The sequence below is a fragment of the Marilutibacter chinensis genome, from assembly GCF_021725675.1.
GTDB classification, from domain to species: domain Bacteria; phylum Pseudomonadota; class Gammaproteobacteria; order Xanthomonadales; family Xanthomonadaceae; genus Marilutibacter; species Marilutibacter chinensis.
Genome location: NZ_JAKJPO010000003.1, coordinates 564595 through 583444 on the forward strand (window position 1 = coordinate 564595; position 18850 = coordinate 583444).

The 18850-nt window shown below is 70.7% G+C and carries 17 protein-coding genes; 11 read left to right on the forward strand and 6 right to left on the reverse strand.

Annotated elements, in window-relative coordinates; all coding sequences use genetic code 11:
* The first annotated feature begins 230 nt into the window (after positions 1-230).
* The 5 genes from L3V18_RS08190 to L3V18_RS08210 all read left to right on the forward strand — a co-directional run bounded on the left by L3V18_RS08190 (position 231) and on the right by L3V18_RS08210 (position 4941).
* On the forward strand, positions 231-827 hold the full coding sequence (locus tag L3V18_RS08190) for a hypothetical protein (RefSeq protein ID WP_237054174.1): 597 nt from the start codon (positions 231-233) through the stop codon (positions 825-827).
* Between the two features lie 94 nt (positions 828-921).
* Positions 922-1551, forward strand: a complete 630-nt coding sequence (locus tag L3V18_RS08195; protein ID WP_237054175.1) for a hypothetical protein — start codon at positions 922-924, stop codon at positions 1549-1551.
* Positions 1551-2057: a hypothetical protein gene (locus tag L3V18_RS08200; RefSeq protein WP_237054176.1), complete on the forward strand. Its 507-nt coding sequence runs from the start codon at positions 1551-1553 to the stop codon at positions 2055-2057. Before L3V18_RS08195 ends, L3V18_RS08200 begins: the two co-directional genes overlap by 1 nt.
* The gene (locus L3V18_RS08205; RefSeq protein ID WP_237054177.1) at positions 2057-2854 is read left to right on the forward strand and encodes a COG1470 family protein; all 798 of its coding nucleotides are present in this window, start codon (positions 2057-2059) and stop codon (positions 2852-2854) included. Before L3V18_RS08200 ends, L3V18_RS08205 begins: the two co-directional genes overlap by 1 nt.
* Entirely contained in the window at positions 2851-4941 is a 2091-nt protein-coding gene (locus L3V18_RS08210; RefSeq protein ID WP_237054178.1) for a carboxypeptidase-like regulatory domain-containing protein, read from the forward strand. Before L3V18_RS08205 ends, L3V18_RS08210 begins: the two co-directional genes overlap by 4 nt.
* Before the next feature lie 193 nt (positions 4942-5134).
* Here the strand turns inward: L3V18_RS08210 and L3V18_RS08215 are convergent, their stop codons facing one another.
* Entirely contained in the window at positions 5135-6052 is a 918-nt protein-coding gene (locus L3V18_RS08215) for a 5'-nucleotidase, lipoprotein e(P4) family (RefSeq protein WP_237054179.1), read from the reverse strand.
* A gap of 167 nt (positions 6053-6219) precedes the next feature.
* Between L3V18_RS08215 and L3V18_RS08220 the strand changes: the two genes are divergently transcribed.
* Positions 6220-6693 carry a hypothetical protein gene (locus L3V18_RS08220; protein ID WP_237054180.1) on the forward strand — a complete coding sequence of 158 codons (474 nt, stop codon included), beginning with the start codon at positions 6220-6222 and terminating at the stop codon, positions 6691-6693.
* Between the two features lie 116 nt (positions 6694-6809).
* On the opposite strand, the gene L3V18_RS08225 is transcribed toward L3V18_RS08220, so the two are convergent.
* On the reverse strand, positions 6810-8792 hold the full coding sequence (locus tag L3V18_RS08225; RefSeq protein WP_237054181.1) for a UvrD-helicase domain-containing protein: 1983 nt from the start codon (positions 8790-8792) through the stop codon (positions 6810-6812).
* Between the two features lie 182 nt (positions 8793-8974).
* On the opposite strand from L3V18_RS08225, the gene L3V18_RS08230 reads away from it, so the two are divergent.
* The 4 genes from L3V18_RS08230 (at position 8975) to L3V18_RS08245 (ending at position 12552) form a co-directional block, all read left to right on the forward strand.
* Entirely contained in the window at positions 8975-9745 is a 771-nt protein-coding gene (locus tag L3V18_RS08230; protein ID WP_237054182.1) for an SEL1-like repeat protein, read from the forward strand.
* A gap of 99 nt (positions 9746-9844) precedes the next feature.
* Complete coding sequence (locus tag L3V18_RS08235; protein WP_237054183.1) at positions 9845-10738, forward strand: methylglyoxal synthase; 894 nt, start codon at positions 9845-9847, stop codon at positions 10736-10738.
* 228 nt (positions 10739-10966) lie between these two features.
* Complete coding sequence (locus L3V18_RS08240; RefSeq protein ID WP_237054184.1) at positions 10967-11590, forward strand: thymidine kinase; 624 nt, start codon at positions 10967-10969, stop codon at positions 11588-11590.
* Positions 11591-11745: 155 nt separating this feature from the next.
* Positions 11746-12552, forward strand: a complete 807-nt coding sequence (locus L3V18_RS08245; RefSeq protein WP_237054185.1) for an SEL1-like repeat protein — start codon at positions 11746-11748, stop codon at positions 12550-12552.
* A gap of 48 nt (positions 12553-12600) precedes the next feature.
* Here the strand turns inward: L3V18_RS08245 and L3V18_RS08250 are convergent, their stop codons facing one another.
* From L3V18_RS08250 to L3V18_RS08265, 4 genes are all read right to left on the reverse strand, one after another.
* The gene (locus L3V18_RS08250) at positions 12601-15405 is read right to left on the reverse strand and encodes a serine/threonine-protein kinase (RefSeq protein WP_237054186.1); all 2805 of its coding nucleotides are present in this window, start codon (positions 15403-15405) and stop codon (positions 12601-12603) included.
* Positions 15406-15508: 103 nt separating this feature from the next.
* Positions 15509-16090: an ECF-type sigma factor gene (locus L3V18_RS08255; RefSeq protein ID WP_237054187.1), complete on the reverse strand. Its 582-nt coding sequence runs from the start codon at positions 16088-16090 to the stop codon at positions 15509-15511.
* A 176-nt stretch (positions 16091-16266) separates the two neighbouring features.
* Positions 16267-17094 carry a bifunctional DNA-formamidopyrimidine glycosylase/DNA-(apurinic or apyrimidinic site) lyase gene (mutM, locus tag L3V18_RS08260; protein WP_237054188.1) on the reverse strand — a complete coding sequence of 276 codons (828 nt, stop codon included), beginning with the start codon at positions 17092-17094 and terminating at the stop codon, positions 16267-16269.
* A gap of 85 nt (positions 17095-17179) precedes the next feature.
* Positions 17180-17818, reverse strand: a complete 639-nt coding sequence (locus L3V18_RS08265) for an NAD(P)-dependent oxidoreductase (RefSeq protein ID WP_237054189.1) — start codon at positions 17816-17818, stop codon at positions 17180-17182.
* Positions 17819-17901: 83 nt separating this feature from the next.
* Here L3V18_RS08265 and L3V18_RS08270 point away from each other — a divergent pair, with 83 nt between their 5' ends.
* Positions 17902-18816 (forward strand): LysR family transcriptional regulator, encoded by a 915-nt coding sequence (locus L3V18_RS08270; protein ID WP_237054190.1) that lies wholly within the window; start codon positions 17902-17904, stop codon positions 18814-18816.
* Positions 18817-18850 lie beyond the last annotated feature (34 nt).

The following is an 18850-nucleotide window of genomic DNA, read 5'->3' on the forward strand; positions in this document are numbered from 1 at the left end:
TGCGACCTCGAGCGTCACAAAGTGACGCAATCAACGGAATGTCGGCCACGCATTCAGTGTATTTCACGTGAATTTCTGCGATACATCAAACTTTAAATGCGGCATGAATCCAGCATAAAACGTGAACTGAATCCCAACTTGGCATGAATCCTGCAAATTCCATCACGCAACTTTCACACCGCGACGGAACGCGTTCCGACACCTCCGACAACACAGCGAGCCCATCATCCATGAACCTGAAGCATTGTGCCCTTGCCATCGCCCTGGCCACGACCGCCACCCCGTTTGCCGCCCTGGCCGAGTCGAGCGTCGCCTCCGGCTCCGGCGACGCGACCGCCCGCGTCGACTTCCGGATCACCATCCCGCGCATCCTGCTGCTGCAGGTCGGTGGCGCGGGCTCGGGCAGCCCGATCGAGCTGATCTCGTTCACCGCCGATGCGAACGACCTGCAGAACCTCGGCACCCCGGTGGCCGCCGATGCGGGTTCGGGCGACCTGGGCAACGGCACCGTCAGCGCCCGCGTGCTCGGCAACAACGGCCAGGTCTCGCTGTCGGCGACCACCACCGGCGCGCTGACCAACCCGACCGGCGACACGATCTCGTACGCGGAGATCACCACCGCCAGCAGCTCGGCCAACCTGCCGGCGCCGGCGCTGGCCGACAACACCACCACCTCGGTTCCGGTGCCGGTAACCGCCGGCAAGATCACCGACGCCAACGCCGAGTGGACCTACACCTACGACAACACCGCGATGGCGGCCCCCGGCCAGTACGGCGGCGTCAACATCAACAACGGCCGCGTGATCTACACCGCGTCGATGCCCTGACCGGAAGCAACGAACCGGCGCAACCGCGGCGATGCCGCCGCGGTTGCGGTTCCGTCGTGAGTGACGCCAGACGAATCCCGCCAGGACACCTCGCATGAACATCAGATTCCTCGCAGCCACGTCGATCCTGCTGCTGGCGACGCTGTGGTCGGCGCAGGCGGAGGCCTTCACGGTCAACATTTCCTCGGGGTCCCGTCAGCTCTACCTGCGTGTCGGCGATGGCGTGTTCACCAACGCGAACTACACCGCCGGCGGCAGTCCGGGCAGCGGCGGACCGATCAACCTGGTCTCGGTCAGCGTGCCCGCGGCCGCGGTCGGCAACGGCATTGCGCAGGCGATGACCGGCAACGCCAGCCAGTACAACAGCAACTACGACGGCTACGCGTTCTGCAACGCCGGCCAGATCTATGTCGGCGGCTACTACCGCGGCAGCTTCTTCGGTGGGGGTACGGCGACGCTCACCGTCAGCACCCCGGCCAACCTGACCAACGCGGCCGGCGACACCCTCCCATTCAACCGGATCAGCTGGACCAGCAGCGGCAACGGCGACAGCGGCGCGCAGCCGGTGCCGTCGGGCACCTTCTCCGGCGGCCAACAGGCGCTGGCGACGTTCAACCGCAACACGTGGAACGAGAGCTGCCTGAGCTTCCGCTACGCCAACACCAACTTCGTCGCCGCCGGCCAGTACAACGGCCGCGCGACCTACACCCTCTCGGCCCCCTGATGCTGCGACGTCTGCCCATCACCGCCCGGCTGGCCGCCGCCACGCTGCTGGCCACCGTCATCTATGTCGCCTGCGCCGCCCATGCGGCACAGGCGCAGGTGCGCGCGTACAAGGTCGACGACAGCGCCAGCCAGGTCCTCGACCGGCTGGTACCGATGCATTGGGACAGCCCGGTACCCGGCCCCGACCCCGCTTCGCACACGGTCAGCGGCATGGTGACCGTGCGGGTCCGGCTCGACGTCGCTCCCTGGCGCGGCCGCCAGGGCCGCATCTACATGACCCTGCCGCCGCAGCCCAGCGGCCCGATCACCGCCACCTGGACCACCCGCGGCCCGCTGCTGCCCGGCAGCCTGCGCGCCGGCGAGCGCCAGATGGTCTACGCGGGCCCGATCGACGCGGCGCTGATCGAGGACACGATGCGCCTGCAGCTGCACGCCGACGGTCGCCGCCTGGGTCGCAACGAACAACTGGACTTCTCGTTCGAAATCGAACCCGGGACCCCGTGATGATCCGAGCACTGCCCCGCCTGGCCGTGGCCCTGGCCGCCCTGCTGCTGTCCGTCGATGCGCTCGCCCAGGGTTTCGCGGTGCTGGCGTCGCCGCCGCGCATCGAAGCTTCGGCCAGGCCCGGCCAGACCTACCGCGACGTCGTCGAGCTGACCAACACCTCCAGTGGCGCCACCGCGCTGACCGTCCGCAGTGCCGACTGGACCCTCGACCCGGCCGGTTCGGCGGCGTTCGACCCGGCGCTCGCCGAGGGCAGCTGCCGGCCATGGGTCGGGATCGAGGCCCACCGCTTCGAGCTGGCACCGGGCGGCAAGCGCCGGTACCGCTTCGAGGTCGCGGTACCGGCGGACGCGCCGCAGGGCGAATGCCGGTTCGCGCTGATGTTCGAGGGCGCGCCGGAAACCGCCCCCGGCGCGATGCCGGTCCCGGTCTCGGGCCGGCTCGGGATCATCGTCTACCTCGCGATCGGCGATGCCGCGTCGCGGCTCTCGCTGACCGGCAGCCACGTCTCCAGCGTGCAGGGGCAAACGCTGCCGGTACTGGAGATCCGCAACGACGGCGATGCCCACGGCCGCCTCGATGGCTATCTCGACGGCGTCGACGCCGACGGCAGGCGCATGACCTTCGCGCCGGCGACGCTGCCGATCCTGCCGGGCGAGACCCGTGCGATCGCGCTCGCTCCGGTTCTCGACGACAGCGGCACGCCGGCGCCGGCGATCCGCTATCCGCTGGTCCTGAAGGGGCACCTGGACGCGGCCGGGCAGCGCATCGGGATCGACGCCACGGTCGCGCCATGACCGCGCGCTGGCGGCCGTCCGCGCCGGGCCCCCTGTCGGCGATGAAGCGCAGCGCGATCACCACCGCCATCGCCCTGTTGCTGGCCTCCGCGCCGGCGCTGGCGAACGGCGGGCAGACCGTCGCCGATGCCGGGAGGATGCCCGGCGCCGCAGCGGCATCCCCCCCGGCCGTCCCGGGCCGATCCGACGAGGCCGGGGCCTACCAGGACCGCCTGATCGATCCCGACGCGTTGCCTGACACCCTGGACGACGACCCGGACGATTACGACGACAGCGGCCTGCCGCGCAGCTTCCATGCCGAGCTGGCCTACAGCCATGGCGAGTTCGGCGGCGACACCTTCCGGGAGTACGGCATCTCCGCCGGCGGCTTCCGCGAGACCGCCCATCACGGCACGCTCTCGCTGCAGGCCAGCCTGTCCCGGCGCGACGACGAGCGTCGTTCCGCCGCGGACGATGACGACTGGCGCGGCGCGGCAACGCTGTGGCAGCGCAACCTGGCGATGCCTGGGCAGTGGCTTGGCGACAACGGCCTGGGCGTGCTGAACACCCCGACCCTGCCGCTGCAACGCAGCCAGTACCGGTTCTTCCTGCCCAGCGTCGCCTTCGCCGGCGCCAGCAGCGAGTGGCGCAATGACGCCTCCGGGCTGCGCCTGATCGCCGGCGGCGGCCGCATCGGCCACTACAGCGGCACCCGCCTGCAGGGCTTCGAGCTCGACGAGGGCCATGTCGGCACCCTCGGCACCGAATGGCGCTGGGCACCGGGATGGACCGGCTCGGCGACCTTGCTCAGCAGCGACGGTCGGCTGGTGCCCGGCAACGATGCCGACGACCAAGGCCAGGCAGTAATAGAACCGGTCACCTCGCACGCGTTCCATGCGGCCACGGCCTGGAGCGGTGCGCGCGACCGGCTCCAGCTGAACCTGCTCGCCAGCGGTGGCGACGCCGGCGCCGCGACCGGCGCCTGGCTGGATGCCAGCGCGGCCCGGGGCGGCTACAGCCACCACTACGGCGTCTTCCATCTCGGCGAGGATCTCGCCTGGGGCAGCTACCCGATCAACAACGACGCCCGCGGCGGCTACTACCGGATCGCCTACCAGTTCGCACGCTGGAGCTGGAACGCCGGCATCGACCGGATCGACTCGATCTCCGGCGACAGTTTCGAAGGCAGCTACGCCAACGCCTACCTCCGCTACCAGGCCAGCCGCCAGCTCGGCTACGGCGCCAGCCTGAGCCTGCGCGACGGCAGCGACGATGCGGTCGGTGCCCAGCTGTTCCTCGATCGCAACAGCGACTGGGGCAGCAGCCGACTGCAACTGGACGTCGCCAACACCGACGGCGCCGGCAGCGACAGCTGGCAGCTGAGCTTCGACCAGGCGTTCCCGGTCAAGCTCGGCCGCCGCCTGTCCGCGGCGCTCTCGCACGGCGAGCTGTCCTACGATGGCCGGCCGGCCACCCGCAGCAGCAGCCTGTCGTTCTACGGCGGCCTGGACCTGACCGACCGGCTGTCGATCGACGGCCAGACCCGCTGGGTCCGTGGCGATGGCCCGGATGCGCTGCGCGGCTTCAATGCCAACCTAGGCGTGAACTGGCGGCTGGACACGCACTGGACGCTGTCGGCGACGCTGTACCAGAACCAGGGCACCCGGCGTTCGCCGTTCCAGCTCGACCCGCTCGCCAACGACCCGCTGTTCATCGCCCTTCCGCGCGAGCGCTCCGCGTTCCTTGTCCTGCGTTACGAGCGCGGAGCCGGGCGACCTCGCAGCGTGCTCGGCGGCGCGCCCGGCACGGCGAGCGGGCGGGTCGCAGGTAGCGTGTTCCTCGACGACAACGGCGACCGCGTGCGCAACGCGGCCGAAGATCCGGCGGCGAACCTGACCGTGATCCTCGACGGACGTTACGCGGTGCGCACCGACAGCGCCGGCCGCTTCGAATTCCCGGACGTCGCGGTCGGCAGCCACACCCTGACCGTGCTGCCGGACAACCTGCCGCTGCCGTGGTATTTCGACGACGGCGAGGCCCTGCGCACGATCGAGGTCGACGTGCGCGACGACCTGCAGGTCGACATTCCCGCCGCACGGCCGCGTTGAAGGCCGCCCTGCCTGCGCGCAGGCAAAGAAAAAGGAGGCCGCGGCCTCCTTCAAGTCCGGCGTGCACCGGAGGACTAGCGGGTTGTGGCATGGCTCCGGCAGCGCCGGACGGGGCTTAGCCTACCGATCCGGCAATGCTGATGCAATACTTTAAAATTCCAAGCGGATCTTGTTGATATAAAAAGATTATCTATCAAGGCGCCATGTCGAGCGCGGCACGCTTGCCGGCGCGGCGCACCTCGATCGGCTGGCTCCAGTCGTTGTTGAACGCGGCCGGCTCCCACGATCCGTAGGTCGGGTTGGGCAGCATCCACCAGCGCTCGCCGAACCAGTCGCCGTATTCCTCCATCAGCGCATCGCGACCGGCAGCGGTGTTGTCGACGACCTCGACGAAATCGCCCAGCTGGTCACCGAACTGCATCAGCACCCGGTAACGGCGACCGGCCAGCTGGCGACGGCAGGCCTTTTCGCTGCCGTTCTGCTCGCACCCTTCGACGAAGGTGCCCAGGCCGAGAAACACCTCGTCGTCGGCCACCGGCATGCCGACCGCACGCAGGTTGGCCAGGGTCGCCTCCTGCAGGTGCTCGGCGCGGTTGGACAGGTACAGGATGGTCACGCCCTTGGCGGCGGCCGCCTTCGCGAAGTCGACGACGCCCGGCACCGCCGTGGCCTTCTTCTCGGCAACCCACGCCGCCCAGCTGACCTCGTCGTAGCCCTCGCCGTCGCGGATCAGGCGCGCCTGGTAGGGCGAGTTGTCGAGCACGGTCTCGTCGACGTCCATGATCACCGCCGGCTTGAGCGAGCCGTCGAGGCCGGCGGTGGCGGCGCGCTCGTCCGGAACCAGCGCATCCCAGTTCGCCTCGGCCAGCGCCACGTCCAGATGATCGGCGGCGGCCCTGTAGGTCTGGAAGGTCAGCGCGCGGTATTCCGACGAGGTCTGCACCCACAACACCGCGTTGAGATTGTCGTCGGCGGGCACGTCGGCGGCGGCCGGCGTGGCGGAGGTCCCGGATGCCGGCGCGGAAGCGGCGGCTGGCGGCTCTGCACGCTGGCAGCCGGCGAGGACGAGGGAGCTGACGATGAGGCACGCGGCCAGGGAGCGGTAGCGCATGGCGGATCCGGAATCTTGGGAACCGCCGAGTGTAGCCGCCGCGGCCGCATCGGTCGTGACAGCCGGTGGCAGCGCTGACCTGCCATCGGTCACCCTGACCGGTCGGACAGGCATCGGCGGGCCCACGATGCGACAGTCGGCCCGCCCGCAACCAAGGAAGACCCGCCATGCCCGCGACATCCCGCCCGAGCCCATCGCTGTTCGCCCTGTCGTTCATCGCCTGCACGGCCTGTGCGCTCTTCCCCGCGCAGGCGACGCCTCCGGCGGCGGCGCAGTGCAGCCGCATCGCCGACGTCGATCTCGACTACGAGGTCGCCCACGACGGCGCGCGGCTGCTGTTCACCCGCCGCGGCGAACGCATCGAGGTCGCAGCGGGCGCCGTCGCCAATGCCGACGGCCGCTGGACGACCGCCACGGCGGCCGGCTACCACGCCGACCTGCAGCGCTTCCTCGACACCTCGACCGCGGTCGCCGAGCAGGCGCGGCCGCTGACGAAGCTGCTGCGCGGGCCGACCCCGGAACTGGCACGCGCCGCGCTCGACGTCTGCGGCGCGGTGCTGGCATTGGCGGAAAGCACACAGGCGATCGAAGCCGCCGCACCCGGGTTCCGCTCACCGGTGCGGATCCGGCTGGACGAGTAGTCGCACCGGAACCGCGACGGCCGCACGGGGGCAAGCCGCGATCGGGCCTTCCCATGCAGGCTCCATCGCGGCTTGCGTCGTTCCTGCGACCGCTCCCACAGGGCCATGTGCGCCGCTCAGCCTTCCTCCAGCAGCGCGCGGATCGCGGCCAGGCCGGCCTGGGCGCGCTCCTGCTTGCGCGCCGCGTCGGCCTGGGGGTCGGCACCGTCGCGCTGGATCTCCGCCGCCGGCAGCTCGTCGAAGAAGCGGCTCGGCTGCAGGCGGATGCGGTCGCCCCAGCGCTGGGTCTCGCGGCAGTGCGACAGCCACAGCTGTTCCTTGGCGCGGGTGATGCCGACGTACAGCAGCCGGCGCTCCTCCTCCAGGCTGCCTTCCTCGACCGCGACCTCGTGCGGCAGGGTGCCGTCGTCCATCCCGACGATGAACACGTAACGGAACTCGAGCCCCTTGGCCGCGTGCAGGCTCATCAGCCTGACCTGGTTGCCGGCCTCGCCCTTGTCGGCATGCGACAGCAGCGCAAGCTGCGCGGCGAGCTCGCCGGGACCGCTGCCTTTGCCGCCGTCGAACCAGTCGGCGAGCTCCTCCAGGTTGGCCTTGCGGCGCTGGAACGAGGCCTCGTCCTTGCACTGCGCGCGGATCGACGCCAGCAGACCGCTCTTCTCGGCCAGTACCCGCACCAGCTCGGCCGGCGCCATCCGCTGCGCGTCGGCGCGCAGCCCGCGGACGATGCCGACGAAGCCGTCCAGCGCGTTGCCGGCACGCGGCGCCAGTTGCTTGAGCACACCGACCGACTCCGCCGCTCGCGACATCGGCATCTGCGCCTTCTGGGCCATTTCGGCCAGCTTCGCCAGCGTGGTCGCGCCGACCTCGCGCTTCGGCGCCTGCACCGCGCGCAGGAACGCCGCGTCGTCGTCGGGGTTGGCGACCAGCCGCAGCCACGCCAGCGCGTCCTTGACCTCGCCGCGCTCCAGGAACGCGGTGCCGCCGGTCAGGTGGTAGGGCACTTTCAGCAGCTGCAGCGCCTTCTCCAGCGCGCGGCTCTGGTGGTTGCTGCGGAACAGGATGCAGAACTCGCCCCATTCCGCCCGCCTGGCGGTGGCGATGAAGTGGATCTCGGCGGCGACCTTCTCCGCCTCGTGGGCGCCGTCCCTGCATTCCCAGATGCGGATGCGCTCGCCGTCGGCGTTGTCGCTCCACAATGTTTTCAAATGCTCGTGCGGGTTGTGCGCGATCAGCGCGTTGGCCGCGCGCAGCACCCGGTTCGAGCAGCGGTAGTTCTGCTCGAGCTTGATCACCTTCAGTTCCGGGTAGTCGCTGCCGAGGGTCAGCAGGTTGTCCGGGTTGGCGCCGCGCCAGGCGTAGATCGACTGATCGTCGTCGCCCACGCAGGTGAACAGGCCGCGCGGGCCGGCGATCGCCTTCAGCAGGCGGTACTGGGCGTCGTTGGTGTCCTGGCACTCGTCGACCAGCAGGTAGCCGATCCGTTCGCGCCAGCCCAGGCGCGCATCCTCGTCGTTCTCCAGCAGCTCGACCGGCAGCCGGATCAGGTCGTCGAAATCGACCGCGTTGAAGGTGCCCAGCCGCGCCTGGTAGCGCGCGTAGAGCCGTGCGGCCTCGATCTCGCGCTGGCTGCGCGCGACCGCCAGCGCCTGCTCCGGCGACAGGCCGGCGTTCTTGGCCCGCGAGATCAGGTTGCGCGCGTTGTCGAGTACGTCAGGCTTGCTGCCGGCCGGCAGCAGATCCTTGATCTGGGCGGCGCTGTCGTCGGCGTCGAACACCGAGAAGCCGCGCCGCAGGCCAAGCTTGGCGTGGTCGATCTGCAGCATCTTCAGGCCAAGCGCGTGGAACGTGCAGACGGTCAGGCCCTCGGCCGCGTCGCCGCGGATGCGCTTGCCGACCCGCTCCTTCATCTCCTTCGCCGACTTGTTGGTGAAGGTGATCGCGGCGATGCGTCGCGCCGGCATGCGGCCGGACGCGATCAGGTGGGCGATCTTCTCGACGATCACGCGGGTCTTGCCGCTGCCGGCGCCGGCGAGCACGAGCAGGGGGCCGTCGGTGTGCAGGACGGCGGCGCGCTGGGGGGGGTTGAGGCCGTGCATGCAGTGATCTTTGAAGCGGGCGATCCTCGAAGCGGGCGACAGTGTAGCGGAGCCGTCCCGGGCAGGCCGCGGATGCGGAGCGTTCCGGATTGGCCCCGACCGGCTGTCGACAACCGGTGCGACGCCCGCGGCTGGCGCGACGTATCGTGGAGAAGGTCCCCCACCGAACGGAGGAGCAGGCCATGGAACGTACCCGCAGGATCACATCCGGGCTCGTGCCGGCACTGCTAGCCGGCCTGCTCGCAGGGCTTCCGGCCTTGGCGGGCGAGCCGTCCACGCGGCAACTGCCGCTGACCGACGCCAGTTTCATGGAAATCGATGCGATGCTGGTCTCCGTGCGCGGCCGGCCCAACGAGGAGGCGCGGCTGCGCGGTCTCAAGCATTACGTCGACGATCGCCCGGGGCAGGCGCTGGAGCAGTTCGAACGTGCCGCAGGCTACGCCGACAAGTTCTCCCAGCACTACCTGAGCCTGATGCACTGGCATGGCGTCGGCACACCCGTCGATCGCGTCCGCGCCTACATCTGGAGCGACCTGGCCGCCGAGCGCGGCAATCCCAGACTGCTGGCGATCCGGGAGAAGATGTGGGCGGGCCTTTCGGAGGCCGAGCAGGCGCAGGTACTGACGCACGGCCCGGACTTCTACGCCCGCTATGGCGACGACGTCGCGATGCGGCGCGCGGAGGACGAGATGCGCCGGTTCGCCCGCAACATGACCGGCAGCCGGGTCGGCTACCGCAATCAGAGGATGGAAGCCGGCGGCGGTCCGGCGAACGGCTCGTTCGCCGTCGACACCGGCAACAACGCGGCCGCCTACATGATCTCGGTGGCCGGCTCGCCCGACGAGCTCTATGGCCGCGAGGGCGGCCTGGCGCGGTTGAACGACTATTGGCGGGAACAGGACCGCCTGCTGGAGGGCGACGTCCGCGTCGGACCGGTTTCCAGGTCCGACTGACCGCCCCGCGGTCATCGCGGTCATCGCGCCGGCCCGCCAGCCGGCATAGACTGGCGTCTCCTACCGCACCGCAACATTCCGTTGCCGGAGGGGACGCCGATGCGCATCGGGCTGGCCGCCAACCGCCTGCACCACGCCAGCGAGGACGCGGCGCTGTTCCGCTGGCTGCGCGCCTGCGAGTCGGGCATACGCGAGCTGCAGCTGGAACTCCACGCGGTCGGCCGTACCCACGACGCGATCGCCGCGGCGGGGATGCTGGGTGGCCATCGCGGCCTGCGCCGGTATCCCTACGGCCGCGACGGCGGGCTGATGAAGCTGGTCGCCGAGGTGGTCGGGCTCGACGACGGCGACGGCAACCGCAACCGCACCCTCGACGGCGCGATCTACCTGATCGACCCGGTCGATCCCTCCTCGACCTTTCCCGAGGCGGTCGCGCTCAAACGCCAGTGCGTGATCCACGGCAAGCCGTTCGTGTCGACGGTGGCATCGGCCTGCGCCTGGATCGAGCAGGAGCGGGTACTGGCCGGCTTCGCGCCCGACCCCGGCGCCGACCGCCACTTCGACTATTCCAGCCAGACCCTCGCCCTGATCGCGCACGATGCGATGAAGCCGACGATGCTCGAGTTCGCCGCGACCCACTTCGACCAGCTGTCGTGCTTCGCCCAGCGCATCGGTACCGGCACCACCGGCGAACGCTTGAACGAGCTGGCCTGGAGCCGCGGCTGGCCCGCCGGCTCACCGTGGGTCCATCGTTACCAGAGCGGCCCGCTCGGCGGCGACGCCCAGATCGCCGACCGGGTACTGGAACGGCGCTGCCAGCGGGTGGTGTTCTTCGAGGACCCGCACGTCGCCCGCCAGCACGAGGCCGACATCCAGCTGCTCGAACGCGCGGTCACCACCGTCACCGACGACGCGGTCTGCGCGACCTCGCCGGCGATGGCCACGCGCTGGATGCAGGCGGTGACGAAGCGACGGGCACTACGGGCGTTGTGAGGCTGCGCCGATCGAATCCTTGGCCGCGGATCTGCGCGGATACACGCGGATAGAGCGAGAACCGAAGCGGTCTCCCAAGCGCGGCGAAGAATGGTGATCGAAAAGGCTTTGTCCGCGTTCCTCGGCGCAAATCCGCGGCAAGAAACCCATCCCGGCCGCGACGCGTCAAGAGCGTGACGGCAGATCGCGACCCGCTCCAAGAGCGTGGACAGGCTCTAAACTGCCGCGATGGCCAAGCTCTACTTCTACTACTCGGCGATGAACGCCGGGAAGACCACCACGCTGCTGCAGTCGGCGCACAACTACCGCGAGCGCGGGATGCGGGTGGCGATCCTGACTCCGCGCCTGGACGACCGCGCCGGCACCGGTCAGGTCGCATCGCGGATCGGCCTGCAGGCGACCGCGACCGCGTTCACGCAGGACGACGACCTGCAGCGGCTGGTCGAACGCGACATCGCGGCGCACGGCCCGCTGCACTGCGTCCTGGTCGACGAGGCCCAGTTCCTGGGCAAGTCGCAGGTCTGGCAACTGAGCGAGGTCGTCGATGCGCTCGGCATCCCGGTGCTGTGCTATGGCCTGCGTACCGATTTCCGCGGCGAACTGTTCCAGGGCAGCCAGCACCTGCTGGCCTGGGCCGACGAGCTGACCGAGATCAAGACCATCTGCCATACCGGCCGCAAGGCGACGATGGTGGTGCGGGTCGACGCGCAGGGCCGTGCCGTGCACGAAGGCCCGCAGGTCGAGATCGGCGGCAACGACCGCTACGTTTCGGTGTCGCGCGCCGAGTACAAGCGGGTGATGCGCGGCGAGGGCCTGATAGAGCCGGCGCAACCCTCGCTGCCGCTGGGCTGATCGCCCCCGGCGCGACCTCATCTGCCGGCGTGGGCCGGCACCGCCATCGGCGGCGCTGCGACGCTCCCGCCCACGACGCCGTATTCCCGATCGGTGGCCGCGACGACCGGCAGGTCCGTCGCCGTCGCATCTTCGAACCTGGCCGGGAGAACACGATGGACCACATGATCAGGCGTGCAACGAAACATGCGCTGCTGGCTGTGGCGCTGTGCGCGACGACGGGCATCGCCGTCGCCCAGCCGCTTCTGCCGCGGCACCCGGAGTACGAACGGGTGATCAACCTCGACACCTACGAGGCCGGGCTGCTGGAGGCCTCCGGCCACCCCAACGAGGTCGAGCGCTGGCACGGGATCTGGGCCTACGACAACGGCCGGATGGACGAGGCCCGGCGCCACTTCGAGCGGGCGGCGTACTACGGCGACAAGCTGTCGCAGCACGTCCTGTCGCTGATGTGCTGGAACGGCGACGGCGGCGCGCGCGATCCGGTGCAGGCCTACATCTGGGCCGACCTCGCCGCCGAGCGCGGCAACATTGCCGACCTGCTGCAGGTCCGCGAGCGGATCTGGTCGCAGCTGACGCCATCGCAGCAGGAGCAGGCGCTGGACGACGGGCTCGCGTTCTACAGACGCTACGGCGACGCTGCCGCAATGCCGCGCACCAACCGCGAGCTGCGCCGCTTCCTGCGCAACCGGACCGGCAGCCGGGTCGGGCTGGTGACGTCCCGGGTCAGCATCTCGCTGGGGCGCCCCGATGTGTTCCAGGCCGCCGGAGGGGGCGCCAGGCTGACGCCCGGTCCGCATGGCGCGTCCGGCGACCGGTTCTACGCCGATGCCCGCACCCGCCCGGGCGCGTACTGGGCGGCCGAGGATCTCAGCGTGCGCACGCTGCTGCGGCAGATCGAGCAGGGCCAGGTCGATGTCGGCCCGGTCACGCCGGCCAAGGACTCCCGGCCCGCTGAATGAGCCCTTCCCGCCCGGCCGGCGAGGAAGCGCGGGCCGGATCGGAAATGCCTAGCGTCCGCGGCAGTGCACCCCGATCGCGGCGACCTCTCGCCGCAGTGCGCTGCCGTCCGGCTGCTCGGTGGCCAGCGTCTGCGACAGCCGCTCGAGCGCATCCGCTCCGGCGGCGGCCTGGCCATTGTCGCAGCGGGCCCGGGCGGCGGCGGCCGCCGCCTGCCATGCGATCGCGCGCAGGGAATGGCGGCGGGCCGGATCGCCGTCGAGCGCCAGTTCGTCGAGTCGCGCCAGCGCCTGCGCGTCGCCGGCCAGCGCCCGCGGCCGCAGCGTCGCCAGTTCGCTCCGCACTGTCTCCGCATGGCCGTCGCCTAGGCGACGACGCGCCAGGACCAACCCCTGGTGCAGGCGCGCCTGGCCGGTGACCATGTCGCCGAGGGCGATCTCGACCTCGCCCAGACTGCGCTCGATCGCATCGCCATGCCCGTCGGGCAGCGACTCCCGCAACTGCAACGCCTCGATCAGCAGTGGCCGCGCTTCGCGGTCGCGCCCGGCCTGGTGCAGGACCTCGGCGAGCGCATGCAGGGCATCGGCTGTCAGTGCCGGATCGCGCACGGCGCGGGCGATCCGCAGCGCCTCGTGCAGCCGGCCCAGGGCAGTGGCCAGATCGTTGCGTTCCCACGCGACCTTGCCGAGCCGGATGTGGTCGGCAACCAGGTCGGGATGATCGGGCCCGAGCCGGCCCAGGCGCAGCCGGTGGACCTCGCGCAGCTGTTCGTCGGCGTCGGCGAAACGGCTGGTGTCCAGATCGAGCCGGGCCAGCTGTCCACGGACGGCGAGGGTCGCTTCGTGGCCGGGGCCGTGCACCTCGAGTGCGATCTGCAGCGCCTGCTGCAGGATGCCGCGGGCGTCGTCGAAGCGGCCCTGCGACGCCTCCAGCGCTGCACGCTCGCGTCCGATGTCGATGTTCAGCGCATGCCGCGCGCCGACCCGCTCCCGCAACTGGCGGGCGGCGTCTTCATAGGCGGCCAGCGCGCCGGCGCTGTCGCCTTCCTCGGCGAGCAGGCCGGCGAGGTCCATCTGACTCTCGATCACGCCGACCCGGTCGCCCTCGATGCCGCGCCGCAACGCCAGCGCGCGCTCGAACAGCTGGCGCGCACCGTGGCGCTCGCCCACCGCGCGCCGGCAGCGCCCGAGCTGGGTATAGAAATCGGCCGCCTGGGGCGGCAGCCGCGACTGCTCGCGGCGCGCCAGCGTCTGCGCCGGCTGCAACAATGCGATGCAGTCCGCCGGCTTCCCGAGCAGGCGCAGCACCCGGCCGCGCTGGTTCAGCGACTCCAGCTGCAGGCTGTTGGGAATGCCGGGCGTCACCTCGATGATCGCCGCCTGCTGCTCCAGCAGGGTCCGCGCCTGTTCGAGGTCGCCGAGGCTGGCACGCAGGCGCGCGATCACGCCGAGCAGCTCGGCCCGCGCGCGTGGCTCGCGCGCCAGCTGCAGGTTGCCACGTTCGACCGCATCGTCGAGCAGCTGGTCCAGGTTCATCGGCTCGCCGCGGCGCCGGCCGCCGACGTTCTCGAACAGGCCGACCATGAAATCCTGCATTGCCTGCGCACGTGCCGCCTCGGCGACCGCCTGGCGGGCCTGCCAGGCGATCATCGCCAGCGCGGTGGTCAGCACCGCCACGACCAGCGCCGCCGAACCCAGCGCCCAGCGATGACGGGCGACGAACTTGCGCAGCCGGTAGCCGAGGCCCTGCGGCCGCGCCTGCACCGGTCGACCGGCCTGGAAGCGGGCGACGTCCTGCGACAGCGCTTCGACCGACGGATAGCGCTGCTCCGGCCGCTTGGCCATCGTCCTGAGCGTGATGTTGTCCAGATCGCCGGCCAGCAACCGGCTGCGCCGTCGCTGCATCCGGCGGTCGGCCTGCCCTGCGGTGTCGCGCAATACGCTGGCCGATGGCCGCACCGGGTCGGCGCTGAGGATCGCCTCCTCCCACTCGGCGTCGCTGTGGCGCTTGAGCCGGTACGGCTTGTGGTCGGTCAGCAGCTCGTACAGCACCACGCCCAGCGAATAGACGTCGGTCATCGTGGTGACCGGTTCGCCGCGGATCTGTTCCGGCGCCGCATAGTGCAGGGTGAACGCGCGCATCCCGGTGCCGGTCTGCTCGGGGGCCTGGGCCTGGCTGTCGAGCAGCTTGGCGATGCCGAAGTCGAGCAGGCGCACCTCGCCGGCGGGAGTGACCAGGATGTTCGACGGTTTCAGGTCGCGGTGGACGATCAGGTTGGCGTGCGCGTGGCTGACCGCGTCGCAGACCTGGCGGAACATCCGCAGCCGGCGGTCGAGCGGCATCCGGTTCTCGCGGCAATAGTCGGTGATCGGGGTGCCGTCGACGTACTCCAGCGCGAGGTAGGGCAGGCCATCGGCGCTGATCCCGGCATCGAGCAGGCGCGCGATGTTCGGGTGCGCGAGCCGGGCGAGGATCTCGCGCTCGCGGGTGAAGCGCAGGCGCAGGTCATGGCTGGTCAGGCCGGGTCGCAGCAGCTTCAGCGCGACCCGCCGCTGGTACAGGCCGTCCGCGCGCGAGGCCAGCCAGACCTGGCCCATGCCGCCCTCGCCGAGCAGGCTCTCCAGCCGATAGGGACCGACCTCGCTGCCGACGTCCACGCCGCTGGGCGGCGGCACCAGCGGCTCGGACAGGAAGTCGCCATGCGCTTCTTCCAGCGCGATCAGCGCCTCAAGCTCGGCAGCCAGCGACGCGTCCTGTTCGCGCAGCTCCAGCAGCCGGCGATCGCGCGCATCCCGCTCCAGCTCGAGCAGGGCATCGAGCAGCGGAGACAGGCGTTGCCAGCGTTCGGCATCCATTGCAACGGTGCACCGTAGGAGCGGCGTCAGCCGCGATCGGGTCTTCGGGACAGCTTCATCGCGGCTTGCGCCGCTCCTACAACAACAGCAACACGGCGAGGAACTAGTCCTCTTTCAGCGATGCCAGCAGGAACAGCCGTGCCTTCTGCCAGTCGCGACGGATGCTGCGTTCGGAACGATCGAGCAGGCCGGCGATCTCCAGCTCGGACAAGCCGCCGAAATAGCGCAGTTCGACAACCTGGGCCAGACGCTTGTCGACGTCGGCGAGACGGGTCAACGCGGCATCCAGGCCGAGGGTGTCCTCGTCCAGGCGCAGTCCGCCCTCCAGGTCCTCAGGCAGGTCGGTGACCCGGTGCAGGTCGCCGCCGCGTTTCTGCGCGAGCCGCTGGCGGGCATAGTCGACGACCACGCTGCGCATCGCCGAGGCGGCGTAGGCGAAGAAATGCGCACGGTCGTCGAACTGGGCCTCGCGGCGGCCGACCAGCTTCAGGTAGGCCTCGTGCACCAGCGCGGTGGCGTCGAGCGTGTGCCCGTGCTGACCGGCGAGCTGGCGACGGGCCATCGTGTGGAGTTCCCGGTACAGCGTCGCCAGCACCGAATCCAGCGCACGGCGGTCGCCATCGCGCGCGGCCCCCAGCAGCTGCGTGATGTCGGCGGTCTGCACCGATGCGTCCCCGGTCTCCATGGGCGCGACTATAGCGCGTTCATTCCGCTTCGCACGCCCGAAGAGAGTCCTGCCGGCACGGACCGCCCTCGCGGCCGCAGGAGCGTGTGGACGCACAGGAACGGCCTCGGCCGCGCTTCGGGCCTTCCCATGGAAGCTTCATCGGCGCTGACGCCGCTCCTGCGGACGGGAGGAGGCTAGCGCTGGCAGTGACCGCACCAGACGGTCGCGCGCTGGCCGATGCTGGCCTGCTTCAGCGCGCGGCCGCAGCGCGGGCAGGGTTCGCCACCGCGGCCGTAGGCCGACAGTTCCTGCTCGAAGTAGCCGGGCGCGCCGTCGGGACTGATGAAGTCGCGCAGGGTGGTCCCGCCACGCGCGATCGCGTGGCCGAGGATCGCCTTCACCGCATCGGCCAGCGCCGTGTAGCGCTCGCGCGAGACCCTGCCCGCCGCGCGCAGTGGCGAGATACGGGCGGCGAACAGCGCCTCGGCGGCGTAGATGTTGCCGACCCCGACCACCACCGCCTGGTCCATCAGGAAGGTCTTGACCGGCGCCTTGCGGCCGCGGCTGAGCTCGAACAGGTAATCGCCGTCGAAGCCGTCCGACAGCGGTTCCGGCCCGAGCCCGCGCAGCAGCGCGTGGACCTCGCCGTGCGGCTGCCACAACAGGCAGCCGAACCGTCGCGGATCGTTGAAGCGCAGCACCTGCCGCGGCGAACGGGCATCTTCTTCGAGGATCAGGTCGACGTGGTCGTGCGTGCGCGGCGGCAGTTGCGCCGGCAGCACCCTCAGACTGCCGGACATGCCCAGGTGCAGCAGCGCGCTGCCGGCCGCGGTGTCGATCAGCAGATACTTGGCGCGGCGCCGGACCGCTTCGATCCGTTGCCCCGGCAACACCCGCTCGATGGCGTCGGGAATCGGCCAGCGCAGGTCCGGGCGACGCAGCACCGCGCCGGCGACGCGACGGCCTTCCAGGTGCGGCGCAAGGCCGGCGCGGGTGGTTTCGACTTCGGGCAGTTCGGGCATGCGCGTAGCTTAGGCCCTGCCCGTCCGGTCCGCGCGCACCGCGTCCGGGCGGTCCGATGCGACCGCCCCGGACTGGACAGGACCGTCAGTAGGCCACGCAGAAACGCTGCCGCGCGTGGGCCGGATGCTCCAGCTCGTCGATCATCGCGACCGCATAGTCCTGCAGCGAGATGCGGCTGTTGCCTTCGGCATCGACCAGCAGGTCGTCGCCACCGACGCGGAAGCGGCCGGTGCGCTCGCCCGGTTCGATCAGCGCCGCCGGGCTGAGCATCGTCCAGTCCAGCGCCGGTTCGCCGCGCAGGCGCTCCAGCGCATCGCGCGCGCCCAGCGCCGAACCCTTCCACTGCTCCGGGAAGTCCGGGGTGTCGACCAGTTGCACGCCGGGGGCGACGTTCAGGCTGCCGGCGCCGCCGACCATCAGCAGGCGCGGCACGCCGGCCTGCGCGACCGCGGCGATGATCGCGTCGACACCACGCATGTAATAGCCGCGCACGTCCTGCTGCGCGTGGCCGCTGAACGCGCTGATCACCGCATCGTGGCCGGCCAGCTGCGCGGCCAGGCGGCCGCTGTCGAGGACGTCGGCGGCGAGCACGGTCAGGCCATCGCCGGGTGCCAGCTTCCCGGGATTCGCGACCAGGGCGGTGACCTGGTGTCCACGCGAACGCAGTTCGGCCAGCAGACCGGAGCCGATGAAGCCGGAAGCGCCAAGGAGTGCGACTTTCATGGGAAATCCTCACAATGCGTGTTGGGGTATACAGTATTTCTGCTTGCATAACTCCCGATAAGACCGGCATTTCTGCAATTAAAATGAAGCCTGACTTCACAATCAACCGACTCAAGCGGATGGCCGTCTACGCCCGCGTGGTCGAGTTGGGGTCGATGAGCGCGGCCGCCCGCGAACTGCAGATGACCGCATCGGCGGTCAGCCAGCAGATCCGCCAGCTCGAGGCCGAGACCGGGGTGACCCTGCTGCTGCGTTCCACCCGCAGGCTCGGCCTGACCGAAGCCGGCCAGGCGTACTACGAAGACTGCGCGCGGATGCTGCACGCCGCGCAGGCCGCCGAGCGGCGCCTGTCGGACCTGCGCGACGAGCCGCGCGGCGAGCTGCGGATCGCGTTTCCGGTCGGCTTCAGCGCGACGCTGGCGGCGGCACTGGCGCCACTGCTGCGCACGTATCCAAAGCTGGCGCTGCGGCTGTTCGCCGAGGATCGCAGGATCGACCTGATCGGCGAGCGCATCGACCTGGCGATCCGGATCGGTTCGCTGGCCGACTCCTCGCTGGTCGCGCGGCGGTTGGCCGAATGGCGACACCTGCTGGTCGCCGCGCCTGCGTACGCGCAGGCGCACGGGCTGCCGCGGAACCCGGAAGAACTGACCGCCCACGCGGTGCTGAACCTGAGCGTGCTCGACCAGCCGGAATTCATCGAACTGCATCGCCCCGGTGAGCCGGCGCGGCGCATCCGGGTCTCCGGACCGGTCGCCGGCAACAGCGCCGAGGCGCTGCGACAGACGATGCTGCAGGGGCTGGGCATCATGCGCCTGCCCGGTCCCGACGCGGCGCCGCTGATCGCCGCCGGCCATGCCGTGGCGGTGCTGCCGGACTGGTCGATGGCCCCGATCGGCGTCTACGCGCTGACCGCGCAACGCGACTCCCAGCCGGCGAAGGTACGCGCGGCGATCGCCGCGCTGCGCGACCATCTGGAAGCCGGCGCCGGGGCCTGAACGGCGAGGCCGGACCGCGCCATGCCGGCGCCGC